This is a genomic window from Streptomyces sp. NPDC005263 (assembly GCF_042872365.1).
GTDB lineage: Bacteria > Actinomycetota > Actinomycetes > Streptomycetales > Streptomycetaceae > Streptomyces.
On sequence record NZ_JBIAKJ010000005.1, the window covers coordinates 488,163 to 505,826 of the forward strand.

The 17,664-nt window shown below is 71.3% G+C and carries 10 protein-coding genes; 2 read left to right on the top strand and 8 right to left on the bottom strand.

The window, feature by feature from the left end:
• Positions 1–115 precede the first annotated feature (115 nt).
• Positions 116–886 (bottom strand): response regulator, encoded by a 771-nt coding sequence (locus ACFYRY_RS24720; protein ID WP_389149522.1) that lies wholly within the window; start codon positions 884–886, stop codon positions 116–118.
• A complete protein-coding gene (locus ACFYRY_RS24725; RefSeq protein WP_389150266.1) occupies positions 883–2,193 on the bottom strand; it encodes a sensor histidine kinase in 1,311 nt (436 codons plus the stop codon). Before ACFYRY_RS24725 ends, ACFYRY_RS24720 begins: the two co-directional genes overlap by 4 nt.
• A gap of 214 nt (positions 2,194–2,407) precedes the next feature.
• Here ACFYRY_RS24725 and ACFYRY_RS24730 point away from each other — a divergent pair, with 214 nt between their 5' ends.
• Both ACFYRY_RS24730 and ACFYRY_RS24735 read left to right on the top strand, forming a co-directional pair.
• Positions 2,408–3,115: an ABC transporter ATP-binding protein gene (locus ACFYRY_RS24730; RefSeq protein WP_389149525.1), complete on the top strand. Its 708-nt coding sequence runs from the start codon at positions 2,408–2,410 to the stop codon at positions 3,113–3,115.
• On the top strand, positions 3,112–5,469 hold the full coding sequence (locus ACFYRY_RS24735; protein WP_389149528.1) for an ABC transporter permease: 2,358 nt from the start codon (positions 3,112–3,114) through the stop codon (positions 5,467–5,469). The genes ACFYRY_RS24730 and ACFYRY_RS24735 overlap by 4 nt, the downstream gene beginning before the upstream one ends.
• 109 nt (positions 5,470–5,578) lie before the next feature.
• On the opposite strand, the gene ACFYRY_RS24740 is transcribed toward ACFYRY_RS24735, so the two are convergent.
• From ACFYRY_RS24740 to ACFYRY_RS24765, 6 genes are all read right to left on the bottom strand, one after another.
• A complete protein-coding gene (locus ACFYRY_RS24740; RefSeq protein WP_389149531.1) occupies positions 5,579–7,744 on the bottom strand; it encodes a glycoside hydrolase family 127 protein in 2,166 nt (721 codons plus the stop codon).
• Positions 7,745–7,866: 122 nt separating this feature from the next.
• Positions 7,867–12,012 (bottom strand): Ig-like domain-containing protein, encoded by a 4,146-nt coding sequence (locus ACFYRY_RS24745; protein ID WP_389149534.1) that lies wholly within the window; start codon positions 12,010–12,012, stop codon positions 7,867–7,869.
• 2 nt (positions 12,013–12,014) lie between these two features.
• Positions 12,015–14,036 (bottom strand): glycoside hydrolase family 127 protein, encoded by a 2,022-nt coding sequence (locus ACFYRY_RS24750; RefSeq protein WP_389149537.1) that lies wholly within the window; start codon positions 14,034–14,036, stop codon positions 12,015–12,017.
• 104 nt (positions 14,037–14,140) lie between these two features.
• Positions 14,141–14,962, bottom strand: coding sequence for a carbohydrate ABC transporter permease (locus ACFYRY_RS24755; RefSeq protein WP_356776852.1), 822 nt, complete (start codon positions 14,960–14,962; stop codon positions 14,141–14,143).
• 56 nt (positions 14,963–15,018) lie between these two features.
• Positions 15,019–15,984 (bottom strand): carbohydrate ABC transporter permease, encoded by a 966-nt coding sequence (locus ACFYRY_RS24760; RefSeq protein WP_389149541.1) that lies wholly within the window; start codon positions 15,982–15,984, stop codon positions 15,019–15,021.
• A gap of 120 nt (positions 15,985–16,104) precedes the next feature.
• On the bottom strand, positions 16,105–17,415 hold the full coding sequence (locus ACFYRY_RS24765) for an ABC transporter substrate-binding protein (RefSeq protein WP_389149544.1): 1,311 nt from the start codon (positions 17,413–17,415) through the stop codon (positions 16,105–16,107).
• Between the last annotated feature and the right edge of the window lie 249 nt (positions 17,416–17,664).

Genomic DNA, 17,664 nt, shown 5'->3' on the forward strand with positions numbered 1-17,664 from the left:
AGCGGTGGAATTGAATCGTTTCAATCCTTCGTGAACGCGGGAACGCTAAGCCCGGGAACCGGCGAGGGTCAAGATCCGTGCCTCACATCCCTTGCGGGCGCGACCACTTCGGCGACTACCTCTGCTCGGTGGACTGCTGGGCGGCCGCGCGTGCTCCGGCGCTGACCAGCCCGGTCTCGTAGGCGACGATGACGGCCTGGACACGGTCACGGAGTCCGAGCTTGGCGAGGATGCGGGCGACGTGTGTCTTGACGGTCGTCTCGGCCAGGTGGAGGCGGGTGGCGAGTTCCGCGTTGCTCAGTCCCAGAGCGAGCAGACCGAGGACTTCCAGCTCGCGCGGGGTGAGCGGGGCGAGGTCGCGGTGAAGGGGGGCGGTGTGGCCGCCGCGGGGGGTGCTGTGTCGGTGTTCGCCTCCGGCACCGCGCTGATGTTCGCCTCCGGCACCGCGCTGATGTTCGCCTCCGGCAAAACGCTCCACGAGGCGCCGTGTGATGGCGGGCGCGAGGAGGGCGTCGCCGGTACGGACCGTGCGGACGGCCGCAGTCAGATGCTCGGGGGTGACGTCCTTGAGGAGGAAGCCGCTGGCCCCGGCGGACAGTGCCTCGTAGACGTACCGGTCGAGGTCGAACGTGGTCAGGATGATGACGCGGGGTTCGTCGGGGGCGCCGGTGAGGATGCGGCGGGTGGCCTCCAGGCCGTCCGTCTCGGGCATCCGGACGTCCATCAGGATCACGTCGGGACGTGTGCGCCGGGCCGCTTCGACCGCTTCGGTTCCGTTGGTCGCCTCGGCGACGACGTCGATGCCGTCGGCGCCGAGGATCAACCGGAATCCGGTGCGTACCAGGGTCTGGTCGTCGGCGAGGAGCACACGCAGCGGCTCGGTCACGGTGTCTCCAAGGGGATCAGGGCCTCCACCCGGTAGCCACCGGTCAGACGTCGCCCGGTGGTCAACGTTCCGTCATGGACGGCGAGGCGCTCGCGCAGGCCGATCAGGCCCCGGCCGCTTCCGGCTGCCGCACCCGCACCCGCACCCGGGTGTCCACCGGTGTCGACGACTTCCACCCGTAACCGCTGCGGGCCGTAATCGACGGTCACGGCGGCGGTGGCGCGGGGCGCGTGCTTCACGGTGTTGGTCAGGGCTTCCTGGACCACGCGGTACGCCGCGAGTTCGAGGCCGGGCGGGAGGGGGCGAGGCGGGCCGATCACGGTCAGGTCGACGGGCAGTCCGGTGCCGCGGACCCGTCCGACCAGGGTTTCCAGCTGATCCAGGCCGGGCTGCGGGGCCAGCTGCGCCGCCGTGTCGGCGAGGTCTCCACCGTCCGTACCCTCGTCGTCGGCCATGGTGAGCAGTCCCATGACGTGGCGCAGTTCGGTCATGGCCGCCCGGCCGCCCGCCTCTACGGCCAGCAGCGCCTCGCCGGCCTGCTCGGGGGAGGTTTTCATGATCTTGCGGGCGGCGCCCGCCTGGATGACCATCACGCTGACGTTGTGCGTGACGACGTCGTGCAGTTCGCGGGCGATCCTGGCCCGCTCGTGATCCACGGCCCGGCGCAGCGCCTCGGTCTGTTCGCGTTCCAGCGCGGAGAGCCGGGTGCGGCCCTCGTCGGTCCGCAGTTTCCAGGTACGCAGGCCGACGGCGGCCCCCGCCATCGGGACCAGGATCAGCAGGGCGATGTATTCGTTGGGGACGATCGGGGTCACCGAGTTCCCCGAGGTGCCGACCAGAACGACCGACACCGGCAGCGCCGCCAGGGTCGCCACCCGGTAGGGGCTGTACACGGCGGCGCTGTAGACGGCGATGACGAACGCGTAGAAGGTCAGCCGCATCACGCTGTGCGGTGTCGCCAGTGTCGCGGCCGTCACGACGCACAGCACGGCGAGCGGGTAGCGGCGGCGCAGCGCCACCGCACCCGAGGCGACGGCCGCGAGGGTCACCATGAAGGCCAGTCCTCCGGGGCCGGACGGGCGCGGGACGGCCACCTCCACACCGGGTGCGACCTCCCGCAGCACGACGTTGCCGGCGTTGTCGATGCCGTAGTAGACGGTGGCGATCCCGAGGGTCAGCGCCATCAGCGCGTCGAACTGCCAGGCGCGCCGGGTGGGCCGCAGCGGTGGGCCGCTGGGAAGCCGGGCGTCGCGGACCGTCCGGCGGGCGGCCTCCCGCAGCCGCACCGACGTCGTAGGTACGTCCATCACCGGTTCATTGTCCCCGCCGCGCAGACCCACGGCGTCCGTCCCGGTGGTCATTCGCAGCGCACCGGATACATCACCCGCCTACATCGCAGGGATGACGTCCCCGGGGATCGTCCCAGCGCGGTACCGCAAGGGGGTCGAGCGGCGGACGCGGGCGGGCCGGGCCCGCTCATAGCGTTCACGCAGCCAACCGCCCGTAGCCAAGGAGCCTTTCATGACCGTGCCGGTGATCGAACTGCGCGAGGTGAGCCGCCGATACGACGACGGCCCGCCCGCTCTGCACGAGGCGTCGCTGACCGTGCGGCCCGGCGAGGCGGTCGCCGTCCTCGGCCCTTCCGGCAGCGGCAAGTCCACGCTGCTCAACCTGATCGCGGGCCTGGACCGGCCCGACGCGGGGACCGTCACCGTGGACGGGGTGCGGGTGGACCGGCTGGGCGAGTCCGGATCTGCGCTCTACCGGCGGTCGAAGATCGGCATGGTCTTCCAGTTCTTCAACCTGCTCGACGATCTGACCGTCACCGACAATGTCGTCCTGCCCGCGCGCCTCGCGGGGACGGCGCGTGGCGAGACGGACCGCCGGGCCGCGGAACTCCTGGAGCTGCTGGGCATCGGTCGGCATGCCCGCGCCTACCCGGGGCGGCTGTCCGGCGGCGAGCGCCAACGCGTCGCGGTGGCCCGGGCGTTGATGAACCGGCCCGCCCTGCTGCTGGCCGACGAGCCGACCGGGGCCCTGGACACGGCCGCCGGACAGGACGTCAGCGGGCTGCTCAGCGACCTCAACGCCGAGGGCCAGACCATCGTCGTGGTCACCCACGATCTGGCTCTGGCCCACTCCTGCACGAACCGTACGGTCCGGATCGCCGACGGCAGGATCACCGAGGACGTCCGGTCGCAGGCCGTCGCCCCGGGGGCCGTCCGATGAGCGCGCTCGGCACGGTGGTGCGCTCGGGGGTGGGACGACGCCGGGTGCAGACGCTGGTGATCGGGCTCGCCACGATGATGGCGGTGGCCGCCTCCGTCCTCGGCGGAACACTGCTCGTGGTGTCCGGCGCGCCCTTCGACGACGCCTTCGTGGGGCAGCACGGCGCGCATCTGTCCGTGCAGTTCGACGCCGGCAAGGTGAGTGCCGGGCAGCTGTCGAGGTCCGCGGACGCCGAAGAGGTGAGCGCCGCGGCCGGGCCGTTCCGTACGGCGACAGTCACCCCGCGGTCGGACGGGCCGGGCCCCGGGTGGCCGATGACCGTGGTCGGCCGGGGCGATCCGGGGCGGGACGTGGACGAGGTGGCACTGCTCGACGGACGGTGGCCCACGCACCCCGGCGAGATCGTGCTGTCCGCCGACTCCTCGCTCCTCCCGACCATGGGCATGAAGATCACCTTCCCGGACCTGTCCGGCGGTCCGACGCTGACGGTGGTCGGGGTGGCCCGCTCGGTCACGCGGACCGCTGACGCCTGGGTGGTTCCCTCCCAGATGCGGGCGCTCACCGCGCCCGGCAGCGGCGGCTACCAGATGCTCTACCGCTTCACCGACGCGGGCACCGCCGCGCGGATCACCGCGGGCGGCAAGGCCGTGACCCGGTCCCTGCCGCCGGGGACGGCCGTCGGGGAGCAGTCATGGCTCACCGCCAAGCAGACCGCCGAGCGCGACACCGCCCTCTACGTGCCGTTCCTCATGGCGTTCGGCGCGCTGGGCCTGGTCATGTCGGTGCTCATCGTCGGCAACGTCGTCGCGTCGGCCGTGGGCACGGGAACGCGCCGCATCGGCGTCCTCAAGGCCGTCGGTTTCACCCCGGCCCAGGTCGTGCGGGCCTACGTGGGCCAGGCGCTGATCCCGGCCGCCGTCGGTACGGCCCTCGGTGTCCTCGCCGGTCATCTGCTCGCCGTCCCCGTACTGGCGGAGGCCGCAGACGTCTACGGCACCTCGTCCCTGAGCGTCGCCCCCTGGGTCGATCTGGCGGTGGTCGCCGGGGTGCTCGGCCTGGTGGCGGCGACCGCGTGGGCGAGTGCCTGGCGGGCAGGCCGGCTGCGTACGGTCGACGCGCTCGCCGTCGGGCGTACCGCTTCGGCGGGGCGCGGCCGGTGGGCGGCCCGGCTGGCCGGACGGCTGCCGTTGCCACAGCCGGTCGCCCTGGGCCTGGCCCGGCCCTTCGCGCGGCCCGGCCGCGCGCTGGCCATGGGCACGGCGGTCCTGTTCGGTGCCGCCGCCGTCACGTTCACCGTGGGGTTGGGCGCCTCGCTCGGCCAGGTGATGAAGGCCAGGGCCCACGACGCGGCCGATGTCGTCGTGCCCGCCCCCTTGCCGGACTTCGGACCGGGGGGCCCTCAAGATCCTGGCCCCGAGAAGCGGCCCGAGGCAGATCCCGCCGCGGTCGCCGCGGCCGTCGAGGCCGCCGCCGGAACCGGGAGGTACTACAGGGCGGCGACGGTACGGGCGACCGTGTCCGGCGTGACCGGCACCATCGACGTGGTCGCCTTCACCGGCGACGCCTCCTGGGGCGGCTACACGATGGTCTCGGGCCGCTGGATCGGCAAGCCCGGCGAGGCCGTGGTTCCGACTCCCTTCCTGGCCGCCACCGGCACCCGCGTCGGCGACACCGTCACCCTGAACGGCCTTGGCGAGCCGGTCACGGTCCGCATCGTCGGTGAGGTCCTCGACCCCCGCAACGAGGGCATGCAGGTCTTCACCGACGCGTCGGCCCTCACGCCCGCACATCCCGACCTGACGGAGACGAGCCATCACATCGCCGTCACGTCGGGCACCGACGTGCCCGGCTACGTCGACGCGTTGAACAAGGACCTGGCACCCCTGGGGGTCACCGCTCAGGTCGGCGGGCTCGACGGGGGCGGCGACATCGTCGTCACGCTCAACGCGCTGTCCGCGATCCTCACGCTGATGCTCGTCGCCGTCGCCGCGCTCGGCGTGCTGAACGGGGTGCTGCTCGACACCCGTGAGCGCGTCCGGGAGCTCGGTGTCCACAAGGCGCTCGGCATGACCCCCCGGCAGACCGTCGCGATGGTCCTCACCTCGGTCGTGGTGACCGGACTGGTCGCGGGCGCGCTGGGCGTTCCGCTCGGCATGGCCCTGCACGGCTGGGTCCTCCCCGCGATGGGCGACAGCGTGGGACTGCGCCTCCCCGAGTCCGTCATCGCCGTCTACCACGGTCCCGAACTGCTCCCGCTCGCACTCGGCGGCCTGCTCATCGCCACCCTGGGTGCGCTCCTGCCCGCCGGCTGGGCCGCCAGGACCCGAACCGCAACGGCCCTGCGCACCGAATAACACGCCAACGGGCCACCGTCTGACCGTCGATGCACGGTCGGCAGGTGCCCGCGGGGCCCGGCCGCCCCGGTCGCGGCGGCCCCGCGGGTTCCGTCGGGCCCCCGGCCCCTCAGCGCCGCAGGTCCGCGCGGGTCGCCGCCGCGACCACGCGGTCCCGTTCGGCGGGTGTGAACCGCCCTTCGGACAGCCATGTGCCGGCGAGGGCGCGCACCGCCGCGACGAAACGGCCGGAGGTCGCGAAGGGTGCCTGCGCCCAGAGCACGTCGAGGAAGGTCAGGCCGTCGCCGCGGGCCCGGTTCGGTACTCCCGAGTCGGTCGCGCCGAACACGACGACGGGTTCCGAGCGCCGGAAGTAGGCGTGGTAGCGGGTGTCGTCCGCGATGTGGAACGGTGCGAGGGTCAGGCCGTGGGTGGTGAAGTGCAACGGCCGGCCCTCGGGCTCGATCGCGTCGGCGAGATCGCCCCGGAGCGTGAAGTCCCGGTAGAAGGAGAACGAGCGGAACGTCGTCTCCCCGCTCTGCGCGACCAGCAGCACCGGCCCGTAGAAGAGCGACTGGACGGCGGGATCGTCCAACGCCCTCTCGACGCGCAGGCGGTAGGGAGCGGAGATCGTCACCCGGTCACCGCGCCGCCAGTCCCTGCTCAGGGTGAGATGGCTGCCGGGCACCGCCTCGACCGGCTGCCGGACCCCGTTGACGGTGACGGTGAAGCCTCCCGTGGCCCAGGACGGAACCCGCAGTTTCAGGTCGAGCCGTCCGCCGCCCTCACGGAACGTCAGCGTGCGCACGCCCTCGGCCGGGTAGGTGCTCGCCTGCTCGATGACGAGGCCGCGCTCCGGCCACCGCAGGGTCGAGGCGAGGTAGAGGTTGACGTACAGGGCGTCCCCGCCGGCGGAGCGGAAGTAGACCGAGTCCTGGTACTTGGTGTGGTTCTCCATGCCGGTGCCGCCGCAGCAGGTGCCGGTGTTGTCGTACTCGCGCACGACCCCGGGGCCCATCCCCACGAAGTACGTCACCTCCGGGCTGGTCGTGCTGGGGGCGTCCCGCCGGGAGGCGAGGATGTGGTTGGTCAGGCCCCGCTCGTAGTAGTCCATGTAGGCGGGGTCGGGCTCGTGGAAGAACAGTTGCCGGCTCAGCTTGAGCATGTTGTACGTGGCGCAAGTCTCGGCGTTGTTGGCGTCCAGCGTGGCGGCGATGGCACCTCGGGCCCTGAATATCTCGCCCTGGCCCGTGCCGCCCAGGCTGTACATGCGGGGGTCCACGACCATGCCCCAGAAGTTGCGGGCCGCGGCGGCGTACTCCTCCTCCCCCGTGTGGTCGAACAGCCTCAGGTAGCCGGTGAATTGGGGGATGTGCTGGTTGGCGTGGCGCCCGTTGAGGATGTCGGTGTCCTCGGCGCAGGCGTCCAGCAGCGCGGTGTTGTCGAAGCAGCGGGCGGCGGCGAGGTGGTCCTGCTTGCCGGTGAGGGCGTACAGGTCGGCCAGTACCTCGTTCATGCCGCCGTACTCGCCGGCGATGTAGATCGACCACATGCGTTCCAGCTGTGCCTTCGGCAGCCGGCCGAGTCGGCTGTGCACCCAGTCGCCCATCGCCGAGGCGATGGTCAGGGCCTGGGCGTTCCCGGCCAGGGTGTGCGCGTCGAGGAGACCGCGCATGATCTTGTGGCAGGTGTAGTACGGCGCCCAGATGGTGGGGTATGTCGTGTAGCTCTCCAGCAGGATGAACTGGGTCTCGGGGTACGCCGCCAGGAAGCCGGGGTGGCTCGGTTTCGGTGAGCCGTGCTCGGCCAGGGCCCGCTGGCACTCGCCGAGCGCGCCGACCAGGTAGTCGAGCTTCGTCTTGAGGGCGGCCTCTCTGGTGTCGGCGTACGCCTGGGCGATCAAGGTGAGGAAGTGCCCGCCGAAGTGGCCCCGCAGGTTGCCGTCGGAGGTCTCCCAGCCGCCGGGCGGCCGGGCTCCTCGGGTGTCGAGCCCCGCGTTGGCCCGGAAGACGGCGAGGATGCGGTCGGCGGGGTACGACCTGGCGAAGTCGAGCATCAGGTCGCGCTTGCGGCGGAAGACACCGTCGCCGAGGGTGACTTGGCCCAGGGCGAAGGGGCGCACGGCCCAGGTGGACGGTGTGGGTGGCTCGGCCGCGGTGGCCCGTGCGAGTGCCTCGACGGCGTTTGTGCCGGTGGGGGCGGCCTGCGCCGGAGTGGCCGTGTACACCAGCGGGGTGGCGGCGGCGGTCCCTGCGGCGAGCTTCAACACGCGGCGTCGGGAGGGGACTTGGGACATGCTCGGGCTCCGATCGTGGGTCGTCGGCGGGCATGGGCGGTGGAACGGCGCCGGTTCGGTCACGGTGGGGGTCGTGGTCGTGGTCGTGGCGAGGGTCAGGGGGAGGCGGTCATCGGGGTTCGTCATCCGGGTGGGGCGGCGGTCACGGTGACGGTGGCCGTGGCGCGGTAGGTGGTGCCCGACACCGTTCCCTTCACCTCGAAGGTTCCGGGCTCCGCGTACCGGTTCGGATCCACCGGGTCCCAGGTGACCGGGACGCCGCTGTCCTTGGATCCGTCGTTGTAGGTGGCGACGACGGTCGGCGGAAGCGTGGGCGCCCGACCCGTCCGGGTGGTGAGGCGCTCCTCGGCGAGGCTGGTGATCTCGACCGCGTCGCTCTGGCGCACCCACACGGTCGCGGTGACGGGCTGCGCGGCCCGGTCGGCGAGCCCGGTGATCCGTACGCTGGTGCCGCCCTCGGCGACCTGCTCCGCGGTGAGCGTCGGCCAGGCGACGGGCGAGCGTGCCGTCGAACCGTCCGGGTAGACCAGCGTGACCTGGCCCGGCAGTTCCGGGATCCTGCCGCGCGGGGTGGGGACGTGGACCTCGCGCACCGACTCCGGCGTCTGCGCGTACACCTTCCACTCCTGCACGCCGACGGCGAGGTTGGGATGTCCGGTCAGCCTGGCCCGCAGAGCGGTGGTGGTGACGGGGGTGAAGGTGGTCCGGTTGTAGCGGTCCTCCGCCGTGCCGTAGCCGCTGGGTGAGGCGACCTCGCGCCAGGTGTCGCCGTCGCGGTACTCGATGACCCAGGAGGACGGCACGCCGACGCCGTCGTCCGCGCCCGGCTGGGCGTCGCGGAAGAAGTACAGGTCGGAGCCGTCCACGCGGACGGGGTCGTCCCAGGTGTACTGCACCCACTGGGTGCCCTTCTGGGGCCAGCTGCCCCAGCGTGGCGCGTCGGAGGACGAGACGGGTTCCCGGCCGTCGTTGAGGGCGGCCACCGACTCCCAGCCCGAGGTGTAGGACGCGGTGGGCGTGGCGGACGGCGCCACGTTCACCTGCCCGTCCGAGAGCCCCGCCGCCTCGACGACGACCGTCTTCGACGACTCGGACGTGCCGTCGCTCGCGGTGAGCCGGAGCGTGTAGGTGCCCGCCTCGGTGAACCGGGCGACGGTCGTCGAGGCGCCCGGGGTGCCGAAGAGGACGGTGCCGCCGTCCGGGCCGTCGACCGCCTGCCACGAGGCGGTGAGCTTCCGCTGCGGGAGACCGTCGTCCTTGACGACGCCCGTGAGCCTGACCTGACCGGGACGGCTGTAGGTGGTGTCACGCCACGCCTCGACATACGGCGCGTGGTTGCGTGCCGCCGGGGGCCGGGCGCCGGTGGCGAAGGCCTGGATCTCCTTCAGGCCGCTGGTGTGGCCGTCCCGGTGGCGCATCAGCACCCGTAGCTTCTGGGTGGTCACCTTCGGGAAACGTACCTGGTTGAGGTTGGCCCGTGGAAAGACCGGCGACCTGACCGCTCCGGCCACGTCCCGCCACTGCCCGCCACGGTCCTGGTACCGCACGGCGTAGAGCGCGGGCTCGGCGTAACCGTCCGGCCGTTTGTCGCTGTAGAAGTGGAGCCTGACGTCGTCCACGCCGCGCGGTCGCCCGAAGTCCAGCTCGTACCAGTCCTCGGCGTTGCCCGAGCCGCGGGCACCCCAGAAGGGCTCGTTGATGGTGAAGCCGTCGACGGCGCCGGCCACCGGGTGGCCCGCCGCCTCGTAGGAGGCGCGGACGGTCGCACGGGCGGCGAGGTTCTCCTTCGCCACATCGTTCAGGTCCCGCCCGGCCTTGGCGAAGAGGTCGGTGACGCGGTCCTTCGGGCCGTACTCGACGTCCTGCGGCGCGGCGAGGGCCGTACGAAGGCCGGTGGTGCGGGCCTTGGCCCCGCCCCCGTCGGGGAAGGTCACCCTGCGGGTGACGGGGTCGTACACGAGGTGGGTGAGGCGGTCGGCGGTGAGGGCGAGTTTCCCGTCGAGGTAGAGGGAGTAGCCCTCGGGGACCTGGCGGCCGTACGGCCGTCTGCCGTCACCGGGCTTGTCCCACAGCACGGCCACGTCGGTGCCGCGGTAGTTGATGTCGGTGACGGCGAAGTGGGGCCAGTCGACGTCGATCGGCGACAGCTCGATCCTGCGGTCGTCGCGGGGCCGGAAGCCCATCGCGTCCTCGATCACCGTCCAGTTGGTGGTGCCGAGGATGGTGTGGTGGATCCAGGAACGGTAGCCGATCTTCTGCGGGTCGGCGCTGCCGTCCGACCAGAACTCGTTCTGGTCGGGCCACCGGTTGTCGCCGTCGACGTACTGGGCCCAGGCGTTCCAGGACAGCAGCTTCTTGTACCAGGTGCGGTCGATGTATTGGTTCGGGTACTTGCGCAGCACGGAGGAGAGGAAGCGGAAGGTGACGGTGGAGTTGATGACGGAGAAGTTGTTGCTGCCCGGGTGCCCCTGCTCCGCCGCCTGGGCCTTGTCGGCCTGGTTCGCCGTGAAGAACGGGAAGACGGGGTACTGCTTGTCGTCCGCCCACAGCCGCAGGGCCTCCAGGTACTGGGGGTCCTCGTCCGGTGTGGGCATCAGGCCCACGCTGTACGGGTAGTAGTTGTTGATCTCCTTCCAGGGCACCAGGGTGTCGCTGGCCACGTGCCGGTGCTTGACCAGCTTGTCCTCGGGGTCCCAGAGGTACGTGAGGACAGCGTCCTTGACGCGCTGGGCGACCCCGCGCATCTCGTCGGCCTTGCCCTTCTCACCGAGCAGGTCGTAGGCGCGGGCGGCCGCGGTGGCGTTGCTGTACACGTACGCCGACTCGGCGCGGTCCATGGTGCCCGGCTTCCAGTCGAACGACACCGCGTCGGCGTCGTTGCCGGTCATCGCGCCCCAGTCGTACTCGATCAGCCCGTTGCCGTCGTGGTCGTAGCTCTCCAGCTGACCGCGGACGTCCTTCTCGGCGTACCGCGCGAGGTTGCGCACCACGCCGTCCGGGCCGCCGTGCACCTGGTAGGAGCGCCAGGCGGCCTCGGAGATGTACTGGGTGTAGCTGTTGGACCAGTTCTCCGGGTCCCCCGGGTTGTCCGTGTACTTGCCGTTCTTCGACACCTCTCCGGCGGACACCCAGGGTCCGTAGGAGTAGCTCGGATCGCGCAGGTACTTGAGGTCGTCGACGAACATGCCGGTGGTCAGGGCGATGGCGTTGTTGTAGCCCAGGACGCCCTCCATCGAGGTGGGGAACTGGTAGTCGTTGCCCGGGATGTCGGCGTCGAGGAAGTTGTAACGCAGCAGCCACCAGCGGTAGTAGAGCGTCTTCTCGATGTTGTCGTCCGGGACGTCGAGGTAGGGCAGGTTCTCGGCCCACCACCGGTTGTACGTCTGCACCTGTGCGCGGAAGGCGGCGGCCGGGGCCGCCGTACGCATCACGTCGTACGCGGAACGGGAGCGGGCGATCTCCTCGGTGACGAAGCCCAGCTGGACCTTCGTGGTGCGCGCGCGGCCCGCGGGGACGGTGAGGGTCCGGGTCAGGGCTTCGCCGTCGGGTGCCATGCCGTCGCCGCTGAGCCGGGGGAAGACGGTGGTGAGGTTGTTCTTCGCGGCGACCGTGCCGGTGAGTTCGCGCCCTTCGGCGGTCGTGGTGTACGGGGACGAGGCACGCAGGGTCACCTTCCGACTCGTCGCACCCGTGTTGGCGACGGTCAGGTCGGTCACCGCCACGTTCGCGTCGGTGATGAACTTGGTCTGCGTCACCTTCAGGCCGGTGGCGTCGTGGGTGAACTCGCCACGCCAGTAACTGGGGGTCTGGGTGCGGGCGTCGGTGTCCTCGCGGAGGGTCAGGTCCTCGCCGTCCACGGACAGGTTCACGGTGTACGCCGACCGGTTTTCGATGCTCTCCCAGTAGGCGACCTTGCCGGCGAACCCGAGCCGGGCGGGATCGTGTTCCTTCATGAACACCGCCCGTCCGCGCGTGAACAGCCAGTCACCCGCCGGGTCCGCACCCTTGCGGGCCAGCATGCGGTCCATCCAGAAGTCGGTGCCGTCGCCCGTCTTCCGGTCGGCCTCGTACTGGGTACGCAGCGTGCGGTGGGTGGTGAAGCCGGCCGGCAGCTTCGGCACGGGGTGCGCGGACCCGGAGTAGACCGGGTAGCCGATGTCCGCGTTGTCCGCCGACGCGGGTGCGGTGGCGGCCAGCGGCGCCAGCAGCCCGAGGACCAGTGCTCCGGCCAGGGCGCCGCGGCGGTGCCGTCTTCGTTGTCCGTGCACGGTTACCTCCCGGTGGCCTTCGGGTGTGTTCCGGTGGACTTCGGTCGTGGTGCGGCCTGCGGCTGTGCTCCGGTGGAATCCGGCCGACCCTCTGTCGTCGGCAGCCACACGCGCATGGTGGTGGGCCCACGGTTCGCCCAGGAGTGGTAGGGGCCCAGGACGATGGTGCGGGGCTCGGCGGTGGGAGGGGTGGCTCGGTCGAGGGGCCGGTACGGCCATGCGGGGTCGTGCGGTGCACCGGGTTGGGCGAGTTCACCGGGTACGAGGACGGTGGCGCCCCCGCCGTCCGGCCCGTCCTCCGGCTCCGCGGACGGGTCCACCCGGACGGCGTCGACCTCGTGCCCGTCGGGCAGGTCGACGGACTCGGCGCAGTACACCAGGGGGCCGCGCTGCACGGCCACCGCCCCGCGCACCGCGTCCACCCGCGGGTCGGCGCGGATCCAGCGCGGCCGTACGGGCAGTTCGAGGCGTATCTCGTCGCCGGGCCGGAAGACCCGGGTGGTCTCGGCCGTGCCCGGGGCGACCGCGCGGCGCCGCCCGTCCGGGTCGACCAGCCACGCGGTGTCGCCCGCGGTCCAGTCGGGCACCCGCAACGACAGGGTCCACGGGCGGTTGGTGGACCGGCCGATCCGCACGGTCACGGTGCCGCCGGCCGGGTAGTCGGTGCGGATCCGCAGGGCGACGTGGTGCCCGCCGGCGAGCGAGGTGGCGATCTCCGCGTCGGCGTACTGGTGCACCTGCACGCCGTTCTCGTCGGCCGTCGCCAGATACGCGGGCAGTTGGGCCAGGGTCCGCGCCACATTGGTCGGGCAGCAGGACACCGCGAACCAGGGCGCGCGCAGACTCGACTCGGCCCGCGCGCTCGGGGCGTGCGCCGCGGGTACGGCACCGCGGTGGCGCCGGTGCAGGGTGTTGGCGTAGAAGAAGGACCGGCCGTCCGCCGACGGTGAGGTCGCGACCACGTTGAACAGGGTCCGCTCGGCGAGGTCGGCGAAGCGCGGCTCGCCGGTGGCCAGCAGCAGCCGCCAGCTGAGCATGACGGAGGCGACACCGGCGCAGGTCTCCGAGTAGGCACGGTCCGGTGGCAGCACGAAGTCGTCGCCGAAGGACTCGTCCCGATGGTGCGAGCCCATGCCGCCGGTCAGGTACGTCCGCCGGGCGACCGCGGCCTCCCACTGCCGTACCACCGCGGCGAGCAGGTCGTCGTCGCCGGTCTCCACCGCCACGTCGACCGCGCCGCAGGCGAGGTAGAGAGCGCGGACGGCGTGCCCGCGCAGCGCCGTCGCCTCGCGCAGCGGCAGGTCGTCCTGGTAGTAGGCGCGGCCGAACTCGATGTCGGCGAGGGTGCGGTGGCCACGCCGGTCGACGAACAGCGCGGCCTGGTCGAGGTAGCGCTGCTCCCCCGTCGCCCTGGCCAGTTCGACCAGGGCCGGCTCGATCTCCGGGTGTCCGCAGACGCCCTCGATGCCGCCCCGGCCGAAGGTGGCACAGACGTGGTCGGCCGCCCGTCGGGCGATCTTCGCCAGCTCGCCCTCGCCCCGGGCCCGCGTCTGGGCCACGCCCGCCTGGATCAGGTGCCCTTGGCAGTACAGTTCGTGACCCCATTCGAGGTCGCTGTACCGGGGCTGCTGGCCGGGGTGGCCGTAGGCGGTGTTCAAATAGCCGTCCGCCTCCTGGGCGGGTGCGATGACGTCGGAGAGTGCGGCGATGTCGGTGTCGAGGGCGGGGCCGGTGGCGGACTGCCAGGCCATCGCTTCGAGGAGTTTGTAGAGCTCGGAGTCGGCGAACTCCCGTCCCCGCCGGTCCCGGTGGACCCGCCCCTCGGCGGCGGCCCGGAAGTTCCCGGTCCAGCCGACCCGTTCCATCCAGTCGCGGCAGTGGCCGATGGTCGCGATCGCGTTGGTGTGCCGGCGCCCGGCCCAGAAGCCCCCGGTGATCCGGACCTCGTCGAGGCCGAGCGGTCGCAGCCGGCCGCGGGTCGGGGCCACCGGCAGTACGGACGACCGCGCCGTGTTCTCCCTCACCAGTTCATGCCTTCGGTTGTCCCTTCGGTCGGCGGTGCGGGCCGTTCCGTGTGCGCGGTTCGGTCTGTGGTTCGGCGTAGGCGCGTCGGCGCGTTCGTTGGCTGTCAGCCCTTGAGCGCGCCGGACATGAAGCCCCGTATGTAGTGCCGTTGCAGCAGCAGGAAGAGGAGCAGACAGGGCACGGCCAGCACCACCACGCCCGCCTCGGTGGCGCCGTAGTCGACGGCCCCCATGCTCTGCTGCCGCAGATTGGCGACGGCCAGCGGCAGGGGCGCCTTCTCGCTGTCGGAGATGAGGATCAGCGGGGCGATGAAGTCGTTCCAGGCCGCGAGGAAGGCGAACAGTCCCACGGTGATAAGTCCCGGCCGCACCGCCGGGAGGAGGATCCGGCGCAGCGCCCCGGCCGTGCCGCAGCCGTCGACGAGCGCCGACTCCTCCAGTTCACGCGGGACCGCCTCGAAGGAGATCCGCATCATGAAGGTGGCGAACGGCAGTTGGAACATGGCCAGCACCAGGCTCAGCCCGATCAGCGAGTTCTGCAGATGGAGCCTGCCGAGCAGCACGTAGAGCGGGATGAGGAGGGTGGCGTACGGGACCATGAGGATGGCCAGGGTGAGCAGGAACAGCAGGTTCTTGCCGGGGAAGTCGAAGCGGGCGAAGGCGTAGCCGCCCAGCAGTGACACCCCGAGGGTGAGCAGGACGGTCAGCGTCGAGACGACGGTGCTGTTGAGGAGGTAGCGCCACAGTCCGGCGTCGTAGTCGAGCAGTGTCCGGTAGTTGCCGAGGCCGTAGCCGGATTCCTGCGCGGTGCCCGGCTGTCCGCTGACCGAGGACCAGGCGTTCCACAGCAGCGGGAACAGGAAGATGACGGCCAGACCTCCGGCGACGACGTAGTACGGCGTCCGGCCGAGGGCGCGGGTGAGCACCGTGGTGTCCCTTCTCGTGGCGTGGGTTTCCTGACGGGGCCTCACGACCGTGGGGGTCATGACTCGTCGGCGCGGCGCAGACCGCGGAACTGGAGGGCGTTGAGCAGGAGCAGCACGGCCAGCACGATGATCGACAGCGCGGCGGCGGTGCCCAGGTTCAGCCGTTGGAAGGCCTCCCGATAGATCAACTGGACGATGGTGACGGTGCTGTTGTCCGGTCCGCCCTTGGTGAGGATGAAGAACTGGTCGAAGGCGAGCAGGGATCCGGTCACGCACAGCAGCAGGCTCAGCGCGATGGAAGGGCGCAGCAGCGGCAGGGTGATGGAGCGGAAGATCTGGCCGCGGCTCGCGCCGTCCATCCGGGCCGCCTCGTACACCTCGTGGGGGATGCGCTGGATGCCCACGAGCAGGATCAGCATGTAGAAGCCGGCGAACTTCCAGACGATGAGGAAGACCGTCGACAGCAGGGCGGCCGTCGGGGTGCCGAGGAAGGACACCGGGTCGTCGACGAGGCCGAGCTTGTCCAGGGCGCGGCTGAGCGGTCCGGTGGTGGGGCTGTACAGGCCCCAGAACAGCAGTGAGGCGGAGGCGAGTCCGAGGGCGCCGGGCAGGAAGTAGACCGTGCGGAAGAAGCCCGCGCCGGGGCGGGACTCCTGCACGAGCAGGGCGAGCAGAAGTGCCAGGCCGAGCAGGGCGACCGTGACGATCGCCGTGTAGAGGAGCGTGAAGCGGACCGCGGGCCAGAACAAGGTGCTGTCGGTCGCGTCGGTGTAGTTCTCGGGGGCGTTGACGCCCCGGTCACCGGCCAGCAGGGGCCAGTCGCTGAGCGACATCTGCCCGACGAGCAGCAGCGGGAGCAGGAAGAAGACGGTGACGAACACGGCCGTGGGGGCGGCGTACGCGAGACCCTTGGCCTTGCGGGACCGCCACCGGGGCGCGGCCGCGCGGGGCGGACGGACCCGGTGTTCCGGCCGGGTCCGGTGTTCGGTCGCCGCTGTCTCGTCGGCCACCTTCACCTGCATGTCTCTCCTTTGCCGTGTGAGGTGCGGAGGAAGTGCCGGGTGCGCGCGCGCCGGGCGGCCGGACGCCGCCAGGGTGCGTGCCGGGCGCCGTGGATGCTGTGTGGGACGTTCGAAAACCCCCTAGTCCGCCAGTGACGCGGAGACCGCCTCGTTGTCCTTGTCCACGGAGCTCCCGTCGCCGAAGGCGGCGTCGCGCATCAGGGTCAGCCAGGGCCCGTTGGGGTCGTTGAAGGTCTGGCCGAACTTCATCGCGTACGGGGTGCGGCCGTCCGCCACCAGCTGGTTGATGGTCACCAGTCGGGGGTCCGCCTTGGAGTACTTGTTGGACGCGAGGTCGGTGCGGGCCACCACGTCCTTGTGCGCGGCGACCACGTCGACCTGCGCCTTGTCGCCCAGGGACCAGGCGAGGAAGTTCCAGGCCTGGTCGGTGGACTTGCTGGTGGCGGAGATGCCGATGGCGTCACCGCCGACGAAGGTGGACTTGCCGCCGTCGGGCCCGGGGATGGGCGCGACCCCGAAGTCGAGGTCCTTGGGCATCAGCCCCAGGGTGGTCGACGGCATGGGCATGACGCCGACCTTGCCCTTGGGGAAGACGCCGGTCCAGGTCACGCCGGTCTCGTCCTTCGCGCCGGGGGCGACGATGTCGTCCTTCACCCACCCGCGATAGGTGTCGTAGACCTTCTTCGCGGTGGCGGAGGCGAGCTGTGCCTCGGTTCCCTCCTCGTTCAGCACGTCCTCGCCCGCGGCCCAGATGGAGGGCCACCAGGTGAACACGCCGCAGCCGCCGCAGTTCCCGCCGAAGAAGGTGCCGTCGACGCCTCCCAGCGCGTCCACCGCCCGCGCCTGGCTGTCCCACTCCTTCAGGGTGGTGGGCGGCTTCTCCGGGTCGAGTTTCGCCCGCCGGTAGAGCTCTTTGTTGTAGAAGAGCACCGACAGGTCGAGGGTGTGCGGGACGACGTACTTCTTGCCCTCGTACGTGCCGGCCTTGATGTGCGACTGCGCCAGGTCCTTGGCGAAGGGCAGGGCGTCGACGCGTTCGGTGAGGTCGGCGAAGAGCCCGCTGGAGGTGTAGTTCGGGACGAACACCACGTCGGAGGCGAACAGGTCGGGCAGGTCCTTGGATCCGGCGGCGGCACCGACCTTGGCCTGGTAGTCGTCGGTCGGTACGACGGTCAGTTCGACCTTGTTCTTGTGGCTCGCGTTGTACGCCTTGACCAGGGCCTCGCTCTGCGGGCGGGTCGCCGCGCGCGTCCACATCGTGAGTGTGGCGCCGTCGTCGACCCCCTTCGCGTCGGCCCCTCCACCGCCTCCCCCGCCCGCGCCGTCCTCGTCCGACCCGCAGGCCGTGACCAGACTCGCGGCGGCGAGCAGTGCGACAACGCCGGTGACGAAGCGGCGCGGCCGCCCATGTGGTCCGACCGTGCTCCCCATGATCGATCCCCCTTGAATTGCGGCGGGCCACGAACGGGCCGGCCGGCCGGGACGGTGGATGCGGTGGCACTGAACCGAGAGACGGAAAGGACCGAAAAGGCTTTCTGCGACGCTAGAACTCTGCTCAGTACCCGTCAATCCCCTTGCAGGGACCGGATGGTGGACGGATCACCGAAACCCGTGCGGGCATCCTGACCGAAAGTCTTTCGCGTACTGTTTTACGCATGGCGTGCCGCCCTCGACGGCGTC